This window comes from Ruegeria sp. YTSA072 (genome assembly GCF_059610285.1).
The window spans coordinates 198,320-219,663 of record NZ_JBXWNI010000001.1 but is presented as its reverse complement, the minus strand read 5'-3'; the positions used below and the strand labels follow the sequence as shown (position 1 = coordinate 219,663).

Annotated in this window: 28 protein-coding genes and 1 tRNA gene; 19 read left to right on the top strand and 10 right to left on the bottom strand. The window is 57.2% G+C overall.

Annotated features, from left to right (window positions below):
• Genes AC2FIB_RS01075 through AC2FIB_RS01065 form a run of 3 tightly spaced genes read left to right on the top strand, consistent with a single transcriptional unit; the run spans nt 1 to nt 2,763 of the window.
• The gene (locus AC2FIB_RS01075; protein WP_496732934.1) at nt 1-1,374 is read left to right on the top strand and encodes an L-serine ammonia-lyase; all 1,374 of its coding nucleotides are present in this window, start codon (nt 1-3) and stop codon (nt 1,372-1,374) included.
• 24 nt (nt 1,375-1,398) lie between these two features.
• Nucleotides 1,399-1,809, top strand: a complete 411-nt coding sequence (locus AC2FIB_RS01070) for a GFA family protein (RefSeq protein WP_109311724.1) — start codon at nt 1,399-1,401, stop codon at nt 1,807-1,809.
• Between the two features lie 39 nt (nt 1,810-1,848).
• Complete coding sequence (locus AC2FIB_RS01065; protein ID WP_496732933.1) at nt 1,849-2,763, top strand: DMT family transporter; 915 nt, start codon at nt 1,849-1,851, stop codon at nt 2,761-2,763.
• Here AC2FIB_RS01065 and AC2FIB_RS01060 read toward each other — a convergent pair.
• Nucleotides 2,708-3,415, bottom strand: a complete 708-nt coding sequence (locus tag AC2FIB_RS01060) for a thiamine diphosphokinase (protein ID WP_109311722.1) — start codon at nt 3,413-3,415, stop codon at nt 2,708-2,710. The two genes, AC2FIB_RS01065 and AC2FIB_RS01060, sit on opposite strands and share 56 nt — an antisense overlap.
• 121 nt (nt 3,416-3,536) lie before the next feature.
• On the opposite strand from AC2FIB_RS01060, the gene AC2FIB_RS01055 reads away from it, so the two are divergent.
• Complete coding sequence (locus AC2FIB_RS01055; protein WP_496732932.1) at nt 3,537-5,168, top strand: hypothetical protein; 1,632 nt, start codon at nt 3,537-3,539, stop codon at nt 5,166-5,168.
• A 75-nt stretch (nt 5,169-5,243) separates the two neighbouring features.
• Here the strand turns inward: AC2FIB_RS01055 and AC2FIB_RS01050 are convergent, their stop codons facing one another.
• From AC2FIB_RS01050 to nthA, 5 genes are all read right to left on the bottom strand, one after another.
• The gene (locus tag AC2FIB_RS01050) at nt 5,244-5,486 is read right to left on the bottom strand and encodes a DUF2842 domain-containing protein (protein WP_496719854.1); all 243 of its coding nucleotides are present in this window, start codon (nt 5,484-5,486) and stop codon (nt 5,244-5,246) included.
• Nucleotides 5,486-6,778, bottom strand: a complete 1,293-nt coding sequence (locus tag AC2FIB_RS01045; RefSeq protein WP_496841541.1) for an adenylosuccinate synthase — start codon at nt 6,776-6,778, stop codon at nt 5,486-5,488. Before AC2FIB_RS01045 ends, AC2FIB_RS01050 begins: the two co-directional genes overlap by 1 nt.
• Before the next feature lie 99 nt (nt 6,779-6,877).
• Nucleotides 6,878-7,213 carry a nitrile hydratase accessory protein gene (locus AC2FIB_RS01040; RefSeq protein ID WP_496841539.1) on the bottom strand — a complete coding sequence of 112 codons (336 nt, stop codon included), beginning with the start codon at nt 7,211-7,213 and terminating at the stop codon, nt 6,878-6,880.
• Nucleotides 7,210-7,887: a nitrile hydratase subunit beta gene (nthB, locus tag AC2FIB_RS01035; protein WP_282118770.1), complete on the bottom strand. Its 678-nt coding sequence runs from the start codon at nt 7,885-7,887 to the stop codon at nt 7,210-7,212. Before nthB ends, AC2FIB_RS01040 begins: the two co-directional genes overlap by 4 nt.
• A complete protein-coding gene (gene nthA / locus AC2FIB_RS01030) occupies nt 7,884-8,498 on the bottom strand; it encodes a nitrile hydratase subunit alpha (protein WP_496841537.1) in 615 nt (204 codons plus the stop codon). Before nthA ends, nthB begins: the two co-directional genes overlap by 4 nt.
• A 150-nt stretch (nt 8,499-8,648) precedes the next feature.
• Here nthA and secG point away from each other — a divergent pair, with 150 nt between their 5' ends.
• The 11 genes from secG (at nt 8,649) to AC2FIB_RS00975 (ending at nt 17,535) form a co-directional block, all read left to right on the top strand.
• Nucleotides 8,649-9,014 (top strand): preprotein translocase subunit SecG, encoded by a 366-nt coding sequence (secG, locus tag AC2FIB_RS01025; RefSeq protein WP_058276104.1) that lies wholly within the window; start codon nt 8,649-8,651, stop codon nt 9,012-9,014.
• Nucleotides 9,015-9,172: 158 nt separating this feature from the next.
• Nucleotides 9,173-10,816 carry a CTP synthase gene (gene pyrG / locus AC2FIB_RS01020; RefSeq protein WP_058276105.1) on the top strand — a complete coding sequence of 548 codons (1,644 nt, stop codon included), beginning with the start codon at nt 9,173-9,175 and terminating at the stop codon, nt 10,814-10,816.
• Nucleotides 10,817-10,938: 122 nt separating this feature from the next.
• Entirely contained in the window at nt 10,939-11,421 is a 483-nt protein-coding gene (locus AC2FIB_RS01015; RefSeq protein ID WP_058276106.1) for a bacterioferritin, read from the top strand.
• 160 nt (nt 11,422-11,581) lie between these two features.
• Nucleotides 11,582-12,358, top strand: coding sequence for an isocitrate lyase/PEP mutase family protein (locus AC2FIB_RS01010; RefSeq protein ID WP_496732928.1), 777 nt, complete (start codon nt 11,582-11,584; stop codon nt 12,356-12,358).
• 110 nt (nt 12,359-12,468) lie between these two features.
• A complete protein-coding gene (locus tag AC2FIB_RS01005) occupies nt 12,469-12,918 on the top strand; it encodes a tellurite resistance TerB family protein (RefSeq protein WP_058276107.1) in 450 nt (149 codons plus the stop codon).
• A gap of 20 nt (nt 12,919-12,938) precedes the next feature.
• Nucleotides 12,939-13,376 (top strand): tellurite resistance TerB family protein, encoded by a 438-nt coding sequence (locus AC2FIB_RS01000; RefSeq protein ID WP_496732927.1) that lies wholly within the window; start codon nt 12,939-12,941, stop codon nt 13,374-13,376.
• Nucleotides 13,373-14,125, top strand: coding sequence for a phosphate/phosphite/phosphonate ABC transporter substrate-binding protein (locus AC2FIB_RS00995; RefSeq protein WP_496732926.1), 753 nt, complete (start codon nt 13,373-13,375; stop codon nt 14,123-14,125). The genes AC2FIB_RS01000 and AC2FIB_RS00995 overlap by 4 nt, the downstream gene beginning before the upstream one ends.
• Nucleotides 14,126-14,250: 125 nt before the next feature.
• A complete protein-coding gene (locus AC2FIB_RS00990; RefSeq protein WP_058274821.1) occupies nt 14,251-15,027 on the top strand; it encodes an ABC transporter ATP-binding protein in 777 nt (258 codons plus the stop codon).
• Between the two features lie 32 nt (nt 15,028-15,059).
• Nucleotides 15,060-15,773: a transporter substrate-binding domain-containing protein gene (locus AC2FIB_RS00985; protein WP_058276110.1), complete on the top strand. Its 714-nt coding sequence runs from the start codon at nt 15,060-15,062 to the stop codon at nt 15,771-15,773.
• A gap of 71 nt (nt 15,774-15,844) precedes the next feature.
• Nucleotides 15,845-16,732 (top strand): ABC transporter permease, encoded by an 888-nt coding sequence (locus AC2FIB_RS00980; protein ID WP_108858966.1) that lies wholly within the window; start codon nt 15,845-15,847, stop codon nt 16,730-16,732.
• A complete protein-coding gene (locus AC2FIB_RS00975) occupies nt 16,729-17,535 on the top strand; it encodes an ABC transporter permease (protein WP_282118774.1) in 807 nt (268 codons plus the stop codon). The genes AC2FIB_RS00980 and AC2FIB_RS00975 overlap by 4 nt, the downstream gene beginning before the upstream one ends.
• 104 nt (nt 17,536-17,639) lie before the next feature.
• Here AC2FIB_RS00975 and AC2FIB_RS00970 read toward each other — a convergent pair.
• Together AC2FIB_RS00970 and AC2FIB_RS00965 are read right to left on the bottom strand one after the other, a co-directional pair.
• Nucleotides 17,640-17,716: transfer RNA gene (locus AC2FIB_RS00970), tRNA-His, on the bottom strand.
• Between the two features lie 47 nt (nt 17,717-17,763).
• The gene (locus AC2FIB_RS00965; protein ID WP_496732924.1) at nt 17,764-18,246 is read right to left on the bottom strand and encodes a GNAT family N-acetyltransferase; all 483 of its coding nucleotides are present in this window, start codon (nt 18,244-18,246) and stop codon (nt 17,764-17,766) included.
• Nucleotides 18,247-18,323: 77 nt separating this feature from the next.
• Here AC2FIB_RS00965 and AC2FIB_RS00960 point away from each other — a divergent pair, with 77 nt between their 5' ends.
• Nucleotides 18,324-18,512 carry a DUF6324 family protein gene (locus tag AC2FIB_RS00960; RefSeq protein WP_058274816.1) on the top strand — a complete coding sequence of 63 codons (189 nt, stop codon included), beginning with the start codon at nt 18,324-18,326 and terminating at the stop codon, nt 18,510-18,512.
• A 4-nt stretch (nt 18,513-18,516) separates the two neighbouring features.
• Here the strand turns inward: AC2FIB_RS00960 and AC2FIB_RS00955 are convergent, their stop codons facing one another.
• Nucleotides 18,517-18,948: an MmcB family DNA repair protein gene (locus AC2FIB_RS00955; RefSeq protein ID WP_496732923.1), complete on the bottom strand. Its 432-nt coding sequence runs from the start codon at nt 18,946-18,948 to the stop codon at nt 18,517-18,519.
• 116 nt (nt 18,949-19,064) lie between these two features.
• Here AC2FIB_RS00955 and AC2FIB_RS00950 point away from each other — a divergent pair, with 116 nt between their 5' ends.
• Together AC2FIB_RS00950 and AC2FIB_RS00945 are read left to right on the top strand one after the other, a co-directional pair.
• Nucleotides 19,065-19,385, top strand: a complete 321-nt coding sequence (locus AC2FIB_RS00950) for an ArsR/SmtB family transcription factor (RefSeq protein ID WP_109311983.1) — start codon at nt 19,065-19,067, stop codon at nt 19,383-19,385.
• Nucleotides 19,382-19,807 (top strand): SRPBCC family protein, encoded by a 426-nt coding sequence (locus AC2FIB_RS00945; protein ID WP_496732922.1) that lies wholly within the window; start codon nt 19,382-19,384, stop codon nt 19,805-19,807. The genes AC2FIB_RS00950 and AC2FIB_RS00945 overlap by 4 nt, the downstream gene beginning before the upstream one ends.
• 255 nt (nt 19,808-20,062) lie before the next feature.
• On the opposite strand, the gene AC2FIB_RS00940 is transcribed toward AC2FIB_RS00945, so the two are convergent.
• Complete coding sequence (locus AC2FIB_RS00940) at nt 20,063-20,359, bottom strand: hypothetical protein (protein WP_058277312.1); 297 nt, start codon at nt 20,357-20,359, stop codon at nt 20,063-20,065.
• A gap of 94 nt (nt 20,360-20,453) precedes the next feature.
• Here AC2FIB_RS00940 and AC2FIB_RS00935 point away from each other — a divergent pair, with 94 nt between their 5' ends.
• Nucleotides 20,454-21,233, top strand: a complete 780-nt coding sequence (locus AC2FIB_RS00935; protein ID WP_496732921.1) for a helix-turn-helix transcriptional regulator — start codon at nt 20,454-20,456, stop codon at nt 21,231-21,233.
• Nucleotides 21,234-21,344: the final 111 nt, after the last annotated feature.

Sequence of the window (21,344 nt, the reverse complement as noted above, 5' to 3'; positions counted from 1 at the left end):
ATGTTCTTGTCTGTTTTTGATATGTTCAAAGTGGGCATCGGCCCGTCCTCGTCACACACAATGGGGCCGATGGTTGCCGCCGCACGGTTTCTGGACCTGATGCGCGCCTCGCCGTTTGAATTCGCCGGTCTTCGCGGATCGCTGCACGGATCGCTGGCTTTTACTGGCGTAGGTCATGCAACAGACCGGGCTACGATCCTTGGACTGGCCGGGTTTGTTCCTGACACCTATGACAACGACAAGGCCGAGGCCGCGTTGGCCGCTATTGCTGAAACGCACTCAGTCACGCCCGAGGGGTTGCCGACCCTGCAATTCGATCCAAGGGCCGATCTGATCTTTGACTACGACCACAACCTGCCCGGCCATGCCAATGGGATGATCCTGATGGCCACCGATGCGCAGGGCGACGTGATCCTGCGGCAGGTCTATTATTCCGTAGGCGGCGGTTTTGTCCTGACCGAGGAAGAACTGGCCGAAGGCAAAGCCACCAATGACGGCCCTGCCGTGCCTTTCCCGTTCCACTCGGCGGCCGAAATGCTTGAGATGGCAAACGCTAGCGGCAAAAGCATCGCCCAGATGAAGCGCGAAAACGAAATCGCGCGGGGCTGTGCGGACAGTTTCGCCAAGGGCACCGCGCGCCTTTGGGAAGTCATGAACAACTGTATCGAACGTGGACTGAAGACGGATGGCATTCTACCCGGCGGCCTGAAAGTGCGCCGCCGCGCCAAGGGTATTTACGACGCTCTGCTGGCCGAGCGAGGCATGAACCTAAACGCACCGCACACCATAAATGACTGGATGAGCGTCTATGCGATGGCGATAAACGAGGAAAACGCGGCTGGCGGACAAGTCGTCACTGCGCCCACAAACGGGGCAGCTGGTACGATGCCTGCCGTACTGCGCTATTACCTCGACCACGTTCCGGGTGCCTCGGAAAGCCATATCGAGGACTTCCTCCTTACGGCAGCGGCCATTGGCGGGCTGGTCAAATACAACGCCTCGATCTCGGGAGCTGAGGCTGGGTGTCAGGCTGAAGTTGGAAGCGCCTCGGCAATGGCTGCAGCGGGCCTCTGCGCCGTGATGGGTGGTACGCCCGAGCAGGTCGAAAACGCCGCCGAAATTGCATTGGAGCATCATCTGGGCATGACCTGCGACCCGGTCGCTGGTCTGGTGCAAGTTCCTTGCATCGAACGCAACGGTTTGGCGGCCATCAAAGCCGTCTCGGCTGCTTCACTTGCGCTGCGTGGCGATGGGAAACACTTCGTACCGCTGGATTCAGTGATCGAAACCATGCGCCAGACCGGGCATGATATGCATGAGAAGTACAAGGAAACATCTCTGGGCGGTTTGGCGGTGAACGTGCCAAACTGCTGACAGTGACAGCAACGGAGGTCAACGATGCAAGGACATTGCCTGTGCGGCACCATCCGCTACGAGGTTGATCCTCCGGTCCTGTCCTGCGTGAGCTGCCATTGCGATAGTTGCCGCAGGCAATGTGCGGCGCCGATGACGACCTATTTTGGCGTGCGCGACGGGCAATGGCGCTGGACTGGCGAGTCTCCGAAAACCTTTAATTCCTCGCCCGGTGTCGAGCGCAGCTTTTGTCCCAATTGCGGCACGCCGATCTCGTTTCGATCCCAAGCCATGTCGGACGTGCTGCATTTGTATGTCGCCACATTAGAGGATCCCAACCAATTGCAGCCCACGCTGCACGTGGCCCATGAAGAACGGCTGGATTGGCTGAAACTGGACGACGACCTGCCCGTCTGCATCGGACCCGACTACACGAAGGTGCAGCCGATTTCATAGACGCTTTCAACCGGGTGCCAAAACCCGTAGCGTCGCCGCATGACCCAGGATCGTCCCGTCTTTGGCATCTTCTTGATGCTGTGTTTTTGCGTGCTTGCACCGATGGGCGATTCCATCGCCAAGCTGCTGGGCGAGACGACACCGGTCGGCGTTCTGGTGTTTATTCGCTTTGCCGTTCAGGCGTTGATCCTGATACCTTTGGTGGCCCTGACCAGGCGGCACTGGCGCATGCGTGGACGTCTTGTGTGGCTGGCGTTCATCCGAACGATTCTGCATATCGTCGCTATCGCGGCAATGTTCAGCGCACTGCAATACTTGCCGCTGGCGGATGCAGTCGCCATCGCCTTTGTCATGCCCTTCATAATGTTGTTGCTGGGCAAGTACGTGCTGGGTGAAGAGGTCGGTATGCGCCGCCTGATCGCCTGTGTTGTCGGGTTCTTGGGCACTCTGCTGGTCATCCAGCCCAGCTTTGTTCAGGTCGGTGCCGCCGCTCTGTTACCTTTGGTCGTTGCGATTGTCTTTTCCCTTTTCATGTTGGTGACACGACAGATTGCCAAGGAAACCGACCCAATATCCTTGCAGGCCGTATCCGGAGTGATGGCGACGGTTCTGCTGCTGCCGGTTCTGGCGCTGGGAACACTCGGCAATGTTTGGGAGCTGTCTTTCATTGTTCCCGAGCGTGAAAGTCACCTGCTGCTGATCGGGATCGGTGTTCTGGGCACTGTCGCGCATCTGTTCATGACGTGGTCGTTGCGTTATGCACCGTCTGCCACGCTGGCCCCCATGCAGTATCTTGAGATTCCGGTGGCGACGTTCTTTGGCTGGTTGATCTTCCATGACCTTCCGGATGGCATGGCCGCTGTCGGCATTGGTATCACCGTCGCCGCAGGCCTGTATGTCATTCTGCGCGAGCGGGCCAGCGCCCGGTCTGCCCCGACAGAAACGCCTGCATAACCTGATCCAGAGCGTATCGCGGCACCATCACCAGCAATCCCGGCGCATCCACCGTCAGTTCAACATCCGCCAGCGCGCGGTTGGATGTGCCTACCTGCCCGCCTGGTTCCATCACCAAATCGTCGATGGGCCACTCCAGCCCTCTGCTGGTACCGGTTACCCGCTGAAACGGAAAAAATGAAACGACATCGCCAGGGGTGATACACAGGGAAATCTGTGGAGGCGCGTGGAAGACGACCTCGGTCTCGCCCAACAGGACACAGGGGCGATCCTGTCTCTGAACCAACGTGTTAAGAACAGCAAGCTGATGGTCCAACCTCCCGCCCAAGAACCCTGCCCCCAACACAACAGGCGCGTCGATGCTGCGCAGAGCCTTGTCAAAATCCGTGCTGTTTTGTTCCCGTATGGGATACAACCGGTCCACTGGAATTTGGTCTTTGTGTCGGCTGTCCAGCGAATCGAAATCACCAATCACGGCATCAGGGAGGCGACCCGATTCTACCAATGGGGCGGCTCCACCATCGGCCGCCACGACCGTATTGGCGCGAATCAGCATCACCTCTAGGTCGTCAGGGCCGATTTCCCCACCTCCGACCAGTGCAATTGGCTCAAATGACCGTACAATTGGGCGTTTTTTACTTAGATTGATCATTTTTCCCGGATTTGGACACATTGAGACCACAAAATGATAGGTTCATGCAGAGAGTTCCGAGCCAATAGGTGTGCCTGCATAAGGTGGTTGGCTCTCGTAGTTTGTAGAGGACGTGCGTCTGATGGTACAGAACAACAAGGTATTGACCGTTTCTTATGGAACCTTCTCCTGCACTTTGGAAGGATTCGACGATTCATTCGAAACGATGAAGGCAATCGCAGAATACTTCCGTGATCTATCTGCCGACGATCGGTATTTTGGTTCTGAACCCCCACAGCCTGACGCAGAAATGCTGACCCGGATCGCACAGCGTGACGCCGCAAAACATGTAGAAGCCAGCCAGAGCGATTCCGGCCTGTTGCTGCGCGCGACCCAGCAGGCTGCAAAGCCAGCCCCAGCTGTGGTTCCAACCGCTGCGCAAGCAGACCCCCAAGTAATGAGCCCCAGTGCCACCCCCCCTGCACAAGGGGCCGAGTCGTTCTTTGCTGATGCCGAGCCGGTTGAAAGCGCGCCTGCCCCAGCTGCCGACAGCATTGCCGCAAAACTGCAGCGCATCCGCGCCGTCGTTTCGCATTCCGAAGAAAACTCGGTGATTTATACGGAAGACGAAGACACAACCCTGGGTAATCAGCCAGCTGCCCCGAAGGATGCGGTCACCGCCGCGTTTGAGGCGGGTTCGCTCGAGGCGTCGGACCTTTCGGAACCGGACAAGCCCGAAGCAGCCGCTGAAACTATGGCACCAGCTTTTGAGGCAGAAGAAATCGAGGACACCCCTGCCGTGGCAGAGCCAGTGGCAGAAGCCGAAACAACGGAAGAACCGGTAGAACCCGTGCAGCCATTCTCGATGCAGCAGGACGCCGAATACGAAGACGAAGAAGAGGCGCCCACGCCATCGGCACTGTTCACCGATCTTGAGGAAACGGCCCAAACCGATGAGCCCGGCAATATCCTGAGTGAAGAGACCGAAGAGGATCGGATCGAAGAGGTCGCAGAGACCCAAGAGGGTTATCTGACCGCCGAGGATGAGGCCAATGTTCTAAGCGAGATTTCGAAGGTCGAGGCCGCAATGGACGGTCATTCATCGAACGAAGATGCCCTGGATCAGGATTTGTCCCGCCTGATGGACAAGGCCGACAGCCAGATGGATGACCCCGCGACCAGCACGCAGCGCGAAACCTATTCGCATCTGCGCACGGCCGTCGCCGCAACCGAAGCTGAGCGCGAGGACCGGCCCCAGCAAGAAGAGTCCGAGGAAAGCGGATATCGCGGCGATCTGACCTCGGTCGTAAGCCCGCGCCGCCCCGAGATTCAAGTCACCAGCATGCGCCCTCAGTCGGACACCTCGTCGCCGCTGAAACTGGTTGCGGAACAGCGTGTCGACGCAAGGGAACAGGACTCCGGTCCAGTAACCCCGCGCCGCGTCACGTCCAAGTCAGAAGACGAAGCAGGCAACTCCAACGAAGAAGGTGGTTTTGCCCAGTTTGCACAGGAACAAGGCGCACAATCGCTGCCCGACCTGTTGGAAGCTGCAGCCGCCTACTTGTCGTTCATCGAAGGTCAGGAACAATTCTCGCGCCCGCAGTTGATGAACAAGATCCGCTCGCTCAAGCAGGATGACTTCAACCGTGAAGAAAGCCTGCGCTCGTTCGGTCAATTGCTTCGGGACGGCAAGATCGAAAAAGCCGGTGGAGGTCGCTTCGCTGCATCAACGCAGATCGGGTTCCGTCCTGACGATGAGCGCGCCGCAGGCTAAATTTGAAAAATCAAAAGAAAAAGGGGCCGATGCAATCATCGGCCCCTTTTTTTGTACAGGAAAAGAAGCGCCCTCTCAATCTTGCGACTGATCCGGGTCTGCTTGCCCAACGCCTTTGAACACGAATTTGAAGGGCAAGGCCCATACGATGCCCAGGCCGACATAGACCAGCAGCTCAAGCCAGATCGGCGGGCGATCAAGCCAGTTCACAACCGTCACCACAGCCACGATATAAAGCGGCAATCCAATCAGCAAGAGCGCCAGAGACCAGCGGCGGCGCGCCTTATAGCTGAGGCCTTGTTTCTGTTCCTCTGCCATCAGTCTGCAAACGGGTCTGTCACCAGAATGGTGTCATCCCGCTCCGGGCTGGTGGACAAAAGGGCGACGGGACAATCGATCAGCTCTTCGACCCGGCGCACATATTTGATGGCATTGGCCGGCAGATCCGCCCAGCTGCGCGCCCCTTCGGTGGATTCGCTCCAACCCGGCATCTCTTCATAAATCGGCTTGCAGCGCGCCTGTTGGTCGGCCGCAGTCGGAAGATAATCCAGACGTTCGCCGTCCAGCTTATAACCAACACAGATTTTCAGAGTTTCGAATCCGTCCAGAACGTCCAGCTTGGTCAGCGAGATGCCGTTCACACCGCTGGTCGCGCAGGTCTGACGCACCAAGCAGGCATCGAACCAACCACAACGACGTTTGCGGCCTGTGGTCGTCCCGAACTCGTGCCCACGCTCACCAAGCCGCTGACCATCGTCGTCGTCCAGTTCGGTTGGGAACGGCCCCTCGCCTACACGGGTTGTGTAGGCTTTGACGATGCCCAGAACGAAATCGATAGAACCCGGACCGATTCCTACGCCTGTGGAAGCTTGACCGGCAATAACATTGGACGACGTCACAAACGGGTAAGTTCCGAAATCGATATCCAGAAGCGCACCTTGCGCGCCTTCGAACAGGATACGCTTGCCCGCCTTGCGCTTTTCGTTCAACACTTTCCAGACGGGTGCAGCAAACGGCAGAATTTGCGGCGCGATCTCTTTAAGCTGAGCGATCAGAGCATTACGATCAATCGGCTCCAGCCCAAGGCCGTTTCTCAGCGCGTTGTGGTGAACCAAGGCGCGATCAACTCGCAATGCCAGAGTTGCATCGTCTGCAAGATCAGCCACTCGGATCACACGTCGGCCAACCTTGTCTTCGTAGCAAGGACCAATGCCGCGTCCGGTTGTCCCGATTTTCGCAACCGAGTTTTGACTTTCACGCGCCCGATCCAGTTCACCATGGAACGGCAGGATCAGCGGTGTATTTTCAGCAATCATTAGATTTTCAGGGGTGATTTCGACGCCCTGAGCCTGAATGGTTCCGATCTCTTTGATCAGGTGCCAAGGATCCAGCACAACACCGTTTCCGATGACACTCAGTTTTCCGCCGCGAACAACACCGGACGGCAGCGCATGCAGCTTGTAGACTTCACCGTCGATGACCAGCGTGTGACCGGCGTTATGTCCGCCCTGAAAGCGTGCAATTACGTCTGCACGCTCGCTGAGCCAGTCGACGATCTTGCCTTTTCCTTCGTCACCCCACTGGGCGCCGACAACAACCACATTGGCCATATCCGGTCCTTTTGCGCTGAGATATCAAACTCGGCTCGTATAACGGGGGTAACGCGACAGGGAAACCGGTAATTCGACGCAGTTGACCAGTTCCGGGGACTACTTTTCCGTTAGCTGCACCGGATTGCCGTGTGGGGTTTTCAGATATGCGTCTTCCCAGGCGTTGCGCAGCCGGTTTACGTCGTCGGGCATGGCTGTGCCTTGCTCGACCAACAATGCCTCAAGCGTTTCCAGCCACGCGAAAAAGTAGTCGTTCCCGCCGTTCAGTTCCCGATCCAGCCCATGGCGCTTCAGGGTGTCCGAGAACCGCGCAGCCCAATCGGGCCAATCAAACCGGCCCGTCTCATTTAGTGCGACCGTCACGGCAAACACCTGCGCATGCCAGGGTTCAGCAAAAACAGGCTCAGGGGCGGTATGGGCAACGCAATCGCTCATACCGGGCCCAGATAGCTTTGCCAAAGATCTAAAACTACCTCGTCATTGGGATGTTCCGGATTGGTCCAAAGTTCGGATGCCGGGAATACAACAGCATATAGAGGCTCAGGCGCGTCTCCCAATCTGTGAGCGCTGGAATCCGGCAGCACGTGCGTCCCGTGCACCATTAGAATGCGCCCCTTCGCTCCGGCGGCATAGTGGGGCAACCGAGTATGACCGCCGTCGACGAGGCGGTTGGCAGTTGGACGTGTTGTCACGACCTCCTGCCCTACCGCATATTCCGTCGGGACGTTCGAAGGTCTATCCGCAGGACCGCCGCTGGCCAGCACACCAGCAACCGCTTCGGCCTTCATCTTGCGGCCCGCCAGCGGGTGTTCTTCTTTGTCTGCCTCGCCACGTAGGTCTTCTTCGGTCAGCACGCCGCTTTCGACCAGCAGGTCCGTCAGGGCTGAAATCCATTTCTCATAATAAGAAAATCGCGTGTAGTCCTTGGGTGAGAGCCTCTCGCGTGCGTGACGTGAGATATCAATATTCCATTGGCCCAGCGATCCAGCAGCCAGCGTGACTGCCAATGCCCGCGCATGCCAGTCTTCAGCAAAAACCGGGGCATCATCGGGTTCGGGGTGCACAGGTCCATCGCCGAACCGCCCCCCCATATCGTGAACTCTGGTCATGACGGCACCTTTGGCAGGCCGGTTCCGATCATGCTGTCGCGTGTGACAAGTGCCGCCAACTCGTCTTCGGTTAAGCCATCCGTGTCTGCTGGTCGCATCGGAAGCACAAGGTACCGCACCTCGGCCGTCGAATCCCAAACGCGAACCGAGGACGTCTCGGGCAGGGTCACCCCGAACTCAGCCAGAACCTTGCGCGGCTCACGCACAGCCCGCGCCCGATAGGCATCGGATTTGTACCAACCCGGCGGAATACCAAGCAGCGGCCACGGGTAACAACTGCACAGGGTGCACACGACCATGTTGTGCTGTTCAGGTGTGTTTGCGACGACAACCATGTGTTCGCCCTGACGCCCGTAGTAACCCAGATCGGCGACAACCGATGTGGCATCTTTCAGCAACGCGGCTTTGAAGTCCGGGTCAGTCCAGGCTTTTGCAACGACCCGGGCGCCGTTCTGCGGGCCGATCTTGTTCTGATAGGTATCAATAATTTCATCCAGCGCCGCCGGATCGATCAGTCCCTTGCGAGTCAGAATCGTTTCCAGCGCCTTTACCCGCAGCGCAGGATCAGGTGGCAAAAGGGTGTGCGGGTGGTCGTGATTATCATGTGGCATGGCCGCAGCCTGCGCGAGGTGCGGCCATGCTGTCCAGTCCCTTTGCCGTGATCTGAAACATCACCGTTCTTGATCCCAACTCCTCCCTTGCCCCCGCTGGAAAACTTGCATAAGTACCACGCGATACACGCCACGCTGTACAGGAACACCATGGAAAACGTCGTTCTCATTATCCACCTCCTCTTGGCTCTGGGCCTGATCGCCGTCGTTCTGATGCAGCGGTCCGAAGGCGGTGGCCTTGGCATGGGCGGCGGGGGTGGCGGCGCCATGACCGGACGCGCCGCAGCGACTGCTTTGGGCAAGGTGACGTGGATCCTGGCCGCTTGTTTCATCGTGACTTCAATCACGCTGACCATTCTGGCTGCACAGAAATCCTCGGGCAGTTCGGTGATCGACCGTTTGGGCGTTCCGGCCCCGGCACCGACCGAGGAAAGTACACCTGCGGTTCCGTCGGCTGACGATCTGCTGCCTCCGGCAGATGGCGACAACGCGCCGCTGATCCCACAAGCCAACTGATCCACAAAACCTAGAAACCTGAAAGAGAACTGCAACAGCATCTTGCGGTTCTCTTGCGCTATTGGCGCGAATCCTTTATATGTGAAGTCCCGTGGTGCAGCGGTTTTTCGGAACCGTCGGGCAGCTGATTTTGACGTCTCACGGGAGCAGCCGAAAACATGGCGCGTTTTATTTTCATCACTGGTGGTGTGGTTTCGTCTTTGGGTAAAGGACTGGCTTCGGCGGCTTTGGGCGCGCTGTTGCAGGCCCGAGGGTATTCGGTGCGTCTGCGCAAGCTGGACCCCTATCTGAACGTTGACCCCGGCACGATGTCGCCGTTCGAGCATGGCGAAGTTTTCGTGACCGATGACGGGGCCGAAACTGACCTGGATCTTGGTCACTACGAACGATTCACCGGCGTGGCGGCCCGCAAGACCGACTCGGTTAGTTCAGGTCGAATTTATTCCAACGTGCTCGAGAAAGAGCGCCGCGGCGACTATCTGGGCAAGACCATTCAGGTGATTCCGCACGTCACCAACGAGATCAAAGACTTTATCTCGATCGGTGAGGATGAGGTCGATTTCATGCTGTGCGAGATTGGCGGCACCGTCGGCGATATCGAAGGCCTGCCCTTCTTTGAAGCTATCCGTCAGTTCAGCCAGGACAAGCCGCGCGGCCAATGCCTGTTCATGCACCTGACCCTGCTGCCCTACATCAAAGCCTCGGGCGAATTGAAAACCAAACCGACGCAGCACTCGGTGAAAGAGCTGCGCTCGATCGGTCTGGCCCCTGACATTCTGGTCTGTCGCTCCGAGGGTCCCATCCCGGTCAAAGAGCGCGAAAAGCTGGCGTTGTTCTGCAACGTGCGCCCGGACAGCGTGATCGCGGCACAGGATCTGTCGACCATTTATGACGCCCCGCTGGCCTATCACCGCGAAGGTCTGGATCAGGCGGTTCTGGATGCGTTCCAGATCAGCCCTGCCCCCAAGCCTGATCTCACAAAATGGGAAGATGTCAGCGACCGCATCCACAATGCTGAAGGCGAAGTCAAAGTCGCCATCGTCGGCAAATACACGCAGCTTGAAGATGCCTATAAGTCGATTGCCGAGGCCCTGACCCATGGCGGTATGGCCAACCGGGTTCGCGTAAAAGTCGAATGGGTCGATGCCGAGGTGTTTGATACCGAAGACGCAGCCCCGCATCTGGAAGGATTCCACGCGATCCTCGTTCCCGGTGGATTTGGCGAACGCGGCACTGAAGGCAAGATCAAAGCCGCGCAATACGCACGCGAACACAAAGTGCCCTACCTGGGAATCTGCCTTGGTATGCAGATGGCTGTAATCGAAGCAGCCCGCAACGCCGCTGGCATTACCGAAGCGGGCTCGGAAGAGTTCGACCACGAAGCGGGCAAAAAACGTTTTGAGCCTGTTGTTTACCACCTGAAAGAATGGGTGCAGGGCAACCACAAGGTCGAACGCAAGGTCGGTGACGATAAAGGCGGTACCATGCGTTTGGGCGCCTATGACGCGGTACTGGCCGATGGCTCGAAAGTGGCAGAGGTATACGGCGGCACCAATATCGAAGAGCGCCACCGCCACCGCTATGAGGTGGATATCAAGTATCGCGACAAGCTGGAAAAGGCTGGTCTGAACTTCTCGGGCATGTCGCCCGATGGCCGTCTGCCTGAAATCGTCGAATGGTCGGACCACCCTTGGTTCATCGGCGTCCAGTACCATCCGGAACTGAAATCCAAACCATTTGAACCGCATCCATTGTTCCGCGATTTTGTGCGCGCAGCGAAAGACACCTCTCGCCTCGTTTAAGAGCTATCTGTGTCGGACTGTCACCCCGCATTGTTTTGTGGGGTGTAACCTCCTAACTATTTGAACAAGCAGGCCCGCGTGCCGCGTAATTTGATGCAGTTCAAAGATTCAGGAGTATTCCGATGAGCAATTCGACAACGATCACAAACCTCCAACAAGCGCTTCACATGGAAATGACAGCAGCGCATCAGTACCAGTTGCATGCGCATGTGCTGAATGACTGGGGCTTGGACATCCTGGCCGAGAAGATGCGCGGCGAGATGCAGGAAGAACTGGGGCATTCTGATGCCTATATCGAACGCATTCTTTTCCTGGGCGCAAAGCCAGAGCTTGAGCTTCAGAAAAACCCAAAGGCGGCGGACGACCTGGAAGAGATGTTTACCGCAGACCTGAAGGATGAAATGGAGGCCATCGATTTCTACACCCAAGCCGCAGCACAGGCAGCCGAGGCCGGCGACGTTGGAACCCGAACATTGTTTGAACGAATTTTGCTGGAGGAAGAAGGCCACAAAGCATGGCTGGAGACCGAGTTGTCTCTTCTCAAGCGGCTAGGCGAGTCGGCGTTCAGCGCCAGATACGTATCAGGCACTGCCGGCCAAGACTAAATCCTCTTCAACTGATCTCACCATGTCGCAGAATTCGGGCCAACAAATGTTGGCCCATTTTCTTTCGTCACCGCAAAGTGACGGCGTGGGGCCAAAAAATACTACTCGCGCACAGTTCCACGTGGTTACTGTTGGGCAGATGATAACAGGAGAGGCCCAAATGACCGATCAAATCCAAAACGCAGAAACCTTTGCGGCCCTGCACAAAAAGGGCGATCCGGTCATCCTTTTTAACATCTGGGACGCTGGCAGCGCCGGTGCCGTGCGGGATGCAGGCGCCATGGCATTGGCGACCGGCAGCGCACCCGTTGCAATGGCGCAGGGGTTTGGCGACGGCCAGAACATCCCGCTGGATGTCGCTTTGGACAACGCCGGCCGAATCGTCAGCGCCGTAGACCTTCCTGTTTCTTTGGATTTCGAGGGGGCCTATGCCGAGGACGCGGTGGGAATCATCGCCAATGTCCAAAGTGCCCTTGAAAAAGGTGTCGTCGGCTTCAACTTCGAAGACCAGATTGTCGGCACCAAAGACCTGTACGACATCGAAACCCAGGCGGCTCGCGTTGGTGCGATGCGCGAAGGGTGCGACGTCGCTGGCGTCCCTGCTTTTATCAACGCCAGAACGGACGTCTTCCTGAAGGCAGCGCCGGAAACGCATGACGAGGCGATGCTCGACGATGCGATGGCACGCGCCAAAGCCTATGCCGACGCGGGTGCCAACGGATTCTTTGCACCCGGCCTCAAGGATGAGGACATGATCGCCCGGCTTTGCGAATCGACTGATCTACCTGTGAATATCATTGCCCTGCCCGGGACCCCGGATACCGCGACGCTTGCGTCACTGGGCGTTGCCCGTATCAGTTATGGGCCTGTGCCGTACCGGAAGATGCTGGGCTGGCTGCAGGAACAAGCGAAACAGGCGCTGCAGTCAGGCGCCTAGCCAGCGGGTAGATACCGATACAAGCGGATACCGGCAAAGTTGTGACCATTCACGGCTATGACGGGTAGTCAGCGCTTGGCGGGCCACAAAATATGGAATAACCTCGCGACATGTTGAAAAAATTCCTTCAGGCGTTTCGCCCGCCACAGCACGACCATTTGCCCGATCCTGACGCCGAACTGGCCTTGGGTGCTTTGATGGTGCGCGTGGCGCAGGCGGATCGGGATTACAAGCTGGAAGAAATCAGCCTGATCGACCGTATTCTTGCGCGGCTCTATCAGCACAACGCGATCGAGGCCGCCAAAGTCCGCGCCACCTGCGAAAAACTGCACGCCGCCGCGCCAGACACCGATACATTCGGCAAGTTGATCCGCGAAACAACCGACCTGCAGGAACGTCTGGCCGCGCTGGACGCTTTGTGGGAGGTCGTTCTGGCCGATGGCAATTCGGACGAAGGCGAAATGAAGATCGTCGAAGAAGCCCGCATCGCTATGGGCCTGAGCTTTAAAGACAGCCAAGAAGCGCATGAACGGGTACAAACGCGCTTGGAACAGAAGTAGTCCGCTTCTATAACCAATTCATGTTCAGCGATTTTCTGTCCCGGCTCACTCAGCCGCAATCCGACCCACTTGCCGATAACGACGCCCGTTTGGCCCTAACGGCCCTTCTGGTGCGCATCGCCAGATCCGACAACGACTATGCCGACACGGAAATGGCCCGAATCGACCGGATTTCAGCGGAACGCTATGGCCTGTCCCCTTTTGAGGCCGCAGCCCTTCGCGCCAGCGCCGAGGATCTAGAAGCCGAAGCCCCCGATACCGTCCGCTTTACCCGCGCGATCAAAGAGGCTGTCGCTTACGAAGATCGTCTGGCCGTGGTTCAGGCGATGTGGTCGGTCGCACTGGCCGATGGGCATCGGACCGGCGAAGAAGATTCGCTGTTGCGTCTGGTGGTCAGCTTGCTGGGTGTCAGCGACGTCGATTCTGCCTTGGCCCGGCAAAAGGCGGCCAAATCGTGATTGCAATGCTGGGCATGTACGACATGCCCGCGCTGCAACCAGCCAATGATCGTTTCTGGTCGTTGATTCGGGCGCATCTTGGATTTGGCCCCGCGCATCTGACACGTGGCGCCGAAGTTTGGGATGTCTGGCATAACCCCGACCTTGTTTTCTCCCAAACCTGCGGCCTGCCTTACCGCACCAGATTGCACGATAAAGTTCAGCTTGTCGGCACGCCGGACTACGGTCTGGCAGGCTGTCCGCCCGGGTACTACCGGTCTGTTATCGTGGCCCGAAAAGACGATACCCGCGATCTGGACCAGCTTGCCGACGGCATCTTTGCGTACAATGAAGCGCTTTCTCAGTCCGGTTGGGCTGCGCCCATGGTCCATCTGTCACGTCACAGCCGCCTTCCAAGTTCCGTGCTGGAAACTGGCGGTCATGCCCTTTCGGCAGCCGCTGTTACGGAAGGCCGCGCGGATTATGCCGCGCTGGATGCGCTTACGTGGGAATTACTCAAGGAACACTCGAATTTGGGGGCTGAGCTTCGCGAGGTCGCAGCAACCGAACCCTCGCCCGCCCTGCCGTATATCACGGCCAATGGTCAGGATGCGCCCCAGATTGCAAAGGCGGTTCGTGCAGCCATCAACGATCTTTCCCCCGCCGACCAAAAGATGCTGCACTTGCGTGGTCTGATCGACATTCCAGCCGAGCATTACCTTGCCGTTCCCGACCCGTCACCTGAGGCTGCCAAATTGATCGATCCGTGACCACTTTGGTCAGAACGTCTGGTCATTTTGACAGTTTGTGGCCCGTTCCGTGTCATTTGCGCATTGCATTGCTCTGAAATTTCAGCCCTAGTACCGCACCAACACCAATAGCAGCTGGACCACCCGTGACAGATTCCACTCCGGTCATCGAGATCAAGAACCTACACAAGAGCTTTGGCAATCTTGAGGTATTGAAAGGGGTGGATATCACCGCCAGACGCGGTGATGTCGTCTCACTCATCGGTTCGTCCGGTTCTGGCAAATCGACGCTTCTGCGCTGCTGCAACCTGTTGGAAGACAGCCAAGAGGGCGAGATTCTGTTCAAGGGCGAACCTGTCCGCTGGACGGGCAACGCACATAACCGCCGTCCGGCCGATCCCAAACAGGTCCTGCGTATTCGCACAAACCTGTCGATGGTGTTTCAGCAGTTCAATCTGTGGGCCCATATGACCATCCTGCAAAACGTGATGGAGGCCCCCGTGACCGTCATGGGCCGCGACAAGGCCGAGGCTGAAGACAGCGCCCGTAGGTATCTGGAAAAGGTCGGCATCGGCGACAAATGCGACGCGTACCCTGCGCAACTGTCAGGCGGTCAGCAGCAACGCGCCGCGATTGCGCGCGGCCTGTGCATGGAGCCTCAGGCCCTGCTGTTCGACGAGCCCACATCGGCGCTGGACCCCGAACTGGAACAGGAAGTGATCAAAGTGATCAAGGATCTGGCCGCAGAAGGCCGCACCATGATCATCGTGACACACGATATGAAAATGGCCGCCGATATATCGAGCCATGTGGTGTTCCTGCATCAAGGCCTCATCGAAGAAGAAGGCCTCCCGGAAGACATCTTTACGACCCCTGAATCCACGCGACTTCAGGGTTTTCTCTCCGCCACCATGGCGGCATAAATTCAGGACAGAACCAAAAAAGGGGAGTAAAAATGAAAAACCTGATTCTGACCACAGCAGCACTGGCGCTGAGCGCCGGTATGGCCATGGCCGATACGGTCCGCATGGGCACCGAAGGCGCCTACCCTCCGTGGAACTTCATCAATGACGCCGGCGAGATCGACGGTTTCGAGCGTGAGCTGGGTGACGAGCTGTGCAAGCGTGCAAACCTGGAATGCGAATGGGTCAAGAACGACTGGGATTCGATCATTCCGAACCTGGTGTCGGGCAACTATGACGTCATCATCGCGGGCATGTCGATCACTGACGAGCGCGACGAAGTGATTGATTTCACTCAGAACTACACGCCGCCAGATCCGTCGGCTTATGTTGCAACCTCCGACGACGTAGATGTCGCGAACGGCGTTGTTGCGGCACAGACCGGCACCATTCAGGCCGGTTACATTGCTGAATCCGGTGCAACTCTGGTCGAGTTCGCCAGCCCCGAAGAAACCATCGCAGCCGTGCGCAATGGCGAAGCTGACGCCGTTCTGGCCGATAAGTCTTTCCTTGCGCCGATTGCAGATGAAGACGCGGACCTGCGCTTTGTGGCCGAAGATGTCCCGCTGGGCGGTGGTGTCGGCATCGGTGTGCGCGAGTCGGACGGTGATCTGAAAGAGAAGCTCAACACTGCCATCCAGTCCATGAAGGACGACGGCAGCCTGAACGAGCTGATCACCAAATGGGAAGTGTCCTCGACCTTCTGATCTGAATCAGGTTGCGCGCCCCAATACCGGGGCGCGCCGCCCCTGAGCCTTAGCACCTCAAGAGGCCCGCCATTTTCTCGTTTTGCACTGATCCCGATACGCTGGGCACGTTCCGCTGGTTTTCCTGCTATCTGACCAACGGCGTACACTGGTCGTTCTACCTGTCGTTCCTGAAGGTTCTGCTGTTGCTGGCCGTCACAGCGCCCGTAGCGTTGAGTTTCGGGTTCGTTGGTGCCATGGCCGCCCGCTCGCATATCCCCCCCGTCAGCTGGCTGGGCAAGGGCTATATCGCGATTGTACGGGGTGTGCCGGACATCGCCTTCTTCATGTTCTTTGTGATCGCTCTGGATCAGGCTTTTGAATGGACGCGCCATAAGATCCTTTGCCCTGATTGGCCGGACCCGATCCGCCAGGGCAACGACTTCATCGTTTGCCAGTCGGCAAAACTACCGCTCAGCACCGCGCCGGAATTTGTGCATGAAACCTATGGTTTCTTCCTCGCGGTGATCACCTTCTCGATCGTTTTCGGAGCTTTTGCGGCCAACGTGCTGTTTGGCGGAATGCGGGCGGTTCCTCATGCGCAGCTGGAAACAGCAGCTGCATATGGTCTGTCCCCCAGCCAGACATTCTGGCGCATCCTCGTGCCGCAAATGTGGGTTTACGCCCTGCCCGGTCTGTCGAACCTGTGGATGGTGCTGATCAAAGCCACCCCACTGCTGTTCCTGCTGGGCATCGAAGACATCGTCTATTGGGCCCGCGAATTGGGCGGGACCAAGACCACGAAATTCACCCAATACCCCCATGGCGACTGGCGGATGTGGTACTTCCTGGCTCTGCTGATCTTCTACCTCGGCATGACCCGCGTCTCGGAAATCGGGCTTGAAAAGCTGATGCGCCGCCTGTCCCACGGACAGGCCACATCAGGCGGAGAGCTTCTGCGCAAGGAGACCACCGCATGAGCTGCATCCAGACCATCCAGGATTACGGCCTGCGTTCCTTGGGCCTTGGTGAGCGGCTACTGCCGCGCAACGATTTTACTCTGTGCGAGCAATTCACCCTGATCGGTTCAGGCATGATCTGGAATATCTATTTCGGCATTATGGCACTGGTCACCGGGTTCTTTCTGGCAACCGCCGTGGCAATGGGCAAAGCATCCACCAACAAGTGGCTGCGCAAACCGTCCGAGTGGTTCATCTTTATCTTCCGCGGCTCGCCGCTGTTCATCCAGTTCTTCTTTGCCTACTTCTTCTTCCTGTCGCTGAAGAAGTCCTATCCCATGTTCGACGCCCTGACGTCGGCATGGCTGGGGGCGTTGATCGTTTTGTTCCTGAACACCGCCGCCTATACTGGTGAGATCTTCTATGGCGCGCTGCGCTCGATCCCCAAGGGTGATATCGAGGCCGCTGATGCCTATGGCATGTCGGGCTGGTCACGGTTCCGTCGGATCATCTGGCCCACCATGCTGCGTCTGGCTTGGCCTGCCTACACGAACGAAGCAATCTTCCTGTTTCACGCCACTACACTGGTCTTCTTTTCGGCCTTCCCCGCTTGGCAACAGCGTGGCGACGCGCTGTATTACGCCAGCTATTTCGCCGACAAGACGTTCAATCCGTTCATTCCCTACCCGATTCTGGCCTTTTACTTCATCCTGCTGACACTAGTGGTTGTCGGTGTTTTTGGGCTGATCAACAAACGGCTGAACCGGCACTTGCCAGCAGCCAGAAAGGCCAAGATGAGGTTCCGTCTGAACCTGGCGCGCTAAGTCAGGCGACCACACAATTCGGCAGCCGGGCTTGTTTTTGGCCCAGTTTTTTCTTGCCGAGAATCTCAGGAAAGTACTGAGAAAGCGTTATGAATAAGGGAAAATGGTACCGCCTGCTGGATTCGAACCGGCGACCTCTGGATCCACAATCCAGCGCTCTAACCAACTGAGCTAAGGCGGCACTCGTGAGGGGCGATGTACCGAACACGCGCAGGGAATGCAAGAGAATTAAAGACGAATTTCCCAGCTTTGTTCGACAAGATCACAGCCAAAGGAATGAACCTTTTTGCTGCCGGTTAATTGCCATCCGGAAGCCCTGTAAAGTGCACAAGCTGCCCGATGGCTTTCATGCGTCCACAAGGCCATATCACGATAACCAGAATCGCGGGCGAACCCCATGCATGTGTTGAGCATACGTTTACCCAAGCCCTGTCCACGGGCCTCTGGCATCAACAGAAACAACCTCAATTTTGCGGTGTGGTCGTTCAGCGCGACACAAAAGATACTGCCAAGGCGCACGCCATCCCGCTCCGCGATCCAGCCTCGCTCTCGTGTCTGATCGTGCGCGTCAACGAATTCCGCCAGAATTCGTTCAACGAGGGGCGCGAAAGTGTCATCAAACCCCTCGTCTAGCTGATAGAGGCGATCGTGCTGTTCTACCAACCAGGGCGCATCATCTGGCCGGAATGGTCTGATCAGAATATCATTCATACCTTACCTGACCTCAAAGGCGGCTTGATTCTCAACCCTTTGCGCGCTAGCAGGAACGCTCAGTCCCGGAGGCGCAAATGGGCATCAACACCGAACGTGACATTCAGGCAAACCTTCAGATCGGCCCGACCGACCACGGCATGGTGCGCCTGTTCATCGAGGCCGACGGCGTCGAAATTCCGATGGATTTCGAACCTGAAGAAGCGGAAGAAATCGCGGACGAAATCCTCGCCGCCGTGCAAGCTGCCCGGATCGTAAAAGACTGACAGTTCAAATTCTTGGATCACGCAATGCCTGCAATCTGCGGGCTGTATCTGTTGCAAACTTCTGAATCATCTTCTTGCGCCGCGCAGGTGCCAGCTTATCTTCCGGTGCCATTCGGATAATTTCGGCGTCATAAGCATCTGCGATGATCAGCCCGGTCTCCTCGGGCAACAGATCGGTTGGGAAGTCGGTATCCACGGCCCAGAAAAAGCGATCACACCAATCCAGATACCCCTGCCACTTGGAATCCGTCAGATAATCTGCGCGGCTAGATTTGCACTCGATCACCCACAGTTCCCCCTTGGGGCCCAATCCCATGACGTCGACGCGCAGACCGCGCGTGGGGACAAATTCCTCAACAGATACAAAGTCATGTGCCAACAAGTGGCGCGAAACCCCACGGGCCAGTTTTTGTCCGGGCTGTAAATCCAGTATCATTCTTGAAATGTGAACAATTAGTGAACAAAAATCAAGCGCCAGAAAGGCCCTTGACATGATACCATTTGGTATTCCATAAATTGCAATACCAAATGGTATCACTACTGAGGTGACCAATGCAGACGCAAATTCAAAACGCATTCCGCGCCCTAGCGGACCCGACCCGACGGGAGATCGTCCAAATCCTTGCCTCCGGCGACATGACGATCGCTCAGCTGACCGATCAGTTCGATATGACCCGTGCTGCGGTCAAAAAGCACCTGACCGTTCTTTCCGATGGCGGCCTCATTACCGTCGAGGCGCGAGGACGCGAGCGCATAAACCGACTGGAGCCGAATGGATTGGCCCCCATCCTCGACTGGTTCAGCTATTTTGACCAGTTCTGGGATGATCGCCTGAATAATCTGAAGGAAGCTATTGAAAGGAATAAAAAATGACGAGTGCAGTTCTGCAAAAGCAAATTTTCCTGAGGGCCTCGCCGGAAACCGTATGGGCCTATTTGACCGAACCTGCCCGCTTGGCAGAGTGGTTTCACAAACCAGAGCGTCCGTTGGCCGCCGGTCAGAAGCTTGAGATGTTCGGGACATCCAGTGGCGATCTTCTGATCTGGGGTGAGGTACGCGCTGCCCGGCCGCCCGAATATCTCGAATATACATTTACCATCAAACCCATGGGAGACGCTGTTAGTGTCGTAAAATGGACGCTGGACCCGGTACCGGGCGGTACCCGGCTGGGCTTGGTTCACGAAGGGCTGCCGCAAGGCGCAGAGGCATTTGGCCTGATCCTTGCACTCGATGACGGTTGGGACGAACATTTGGGCAAGATGCGCAATGCGCTGCACGAAACTGTTGGCGCCTGACCCCTTGTGCAAACCCGCCGCAACCCCTACTTAGGCCCGTGGCGGGTTCTGCCCTTCTTGTGATTGGTAGCATTCTGGTGGCCTTAAGCAATTCCGAGGGGGCTGGCTCTGTTCAGGTCCTGGCCTGATTACCTGGCGCCCACCTGTACATACAGGTCCTCGGGAATCACACCGCACGGTTGACTGGCGGTCCCGCCACATAAACTTATCTCTCGCCCGGTCTGGGTTAGTCTTCATTTTCCGAAATAGGTTGGCTCAGCCCTTGTCCACCGCAACGCGGGCGGGTTCGAATTTGGCCGCAACAGGTGTACCGCGCCTAGGGCCCTGCGGCTTTTCCGCCATGCTCATGATCGCGTAGGCGAACTGAACACCGGCGAACACGATGCCATTCATGAACCAGATCATTGCCAGAGCGATTAACCCGATCTCGGATCCGAAAATCAGGCCGCGCAAGTTGGCCACGTTCAGCGCCAGCAGCACCCCGACAAACAGGGCCGAGATGACAAATCCCCATGCAACTTGCGTGATGTAAAGGCGGATCAGTTTGGGCACGACAAAGCTCCTTGTCTGATACCGTGATGATAGCGCATGGTCGTGCTGAGTAAACTGCAGCCTCAACGGGTGCGACACTATATTCGGAGTCTCTATGAATGCCCTCAGCCTGTTCACGCTTGATCTTCTCGAAGAGCTGTCATTGCGCCATGATGATCAGGAACGTTGGGAGTTCACGTTAAACCGTCTGAATGAGATCGGTTTTAACGCCCTGAACATGCTTTGCTTCACACCCGAGACTGGCGCCATTCATTGGGTTCGAAGTTCAATGTCCAAAGGTTGGCTGAACCGCTATGACAGCCAAGGGTACGCCGAAGCGGATCCGATGCTGGCGCAGGTTCAAAATGGCAGGGAAAGCCTCTACGTGCAGGCCGCAAGCCTCCGGTCCGCGGACGGCCATTCCTCCAAGGCGCTGGGTCTGAACCACGATCTGGAAAAGGCCGGATATATTCACCTTTACTCTCTGGTGGTTCCCTGCCCCGACAACGAGGCCAAGCTGGTGGTTCTGTCATCGGACCGACCGGACGCCCAGGTTCAGATGACTGAACGGCAGCGCGAGATGCGTGTCCTGGCAACCGTGCTGGCAACCAACCTGGGATCGGATATCCCCAGCAATCACGGTCGCGTGTACGACATCGCTAGCATTGCTCCAACCGCTCCGGACCTGACGCCACGAGAGCTGCAGGTCCTGAACCTTTTGGCTCTTGGGCACCGAAACGACAGAATCGCCGAACTGTTGAACCTCTCGGAAATTACGGTACGAACCCATTTGAAGAATGCGCGCGAAAAATTGAGAGCCCCGACCCGAGAATCTGCACTGGTCCGAGCGATGCAACTTGGCCTGATCAATCCGCCGGGCTATCGGAATCGATAGGTGGCACGCCGGCTACGTTCCGGTAAAATGTTGGTGTCTTTGGAAAAAACTGTGAGTGGTGGAGGCCGAAGACTTGTTTGAACAAGTGTATTTTTAGATTTCAGGCGCAGC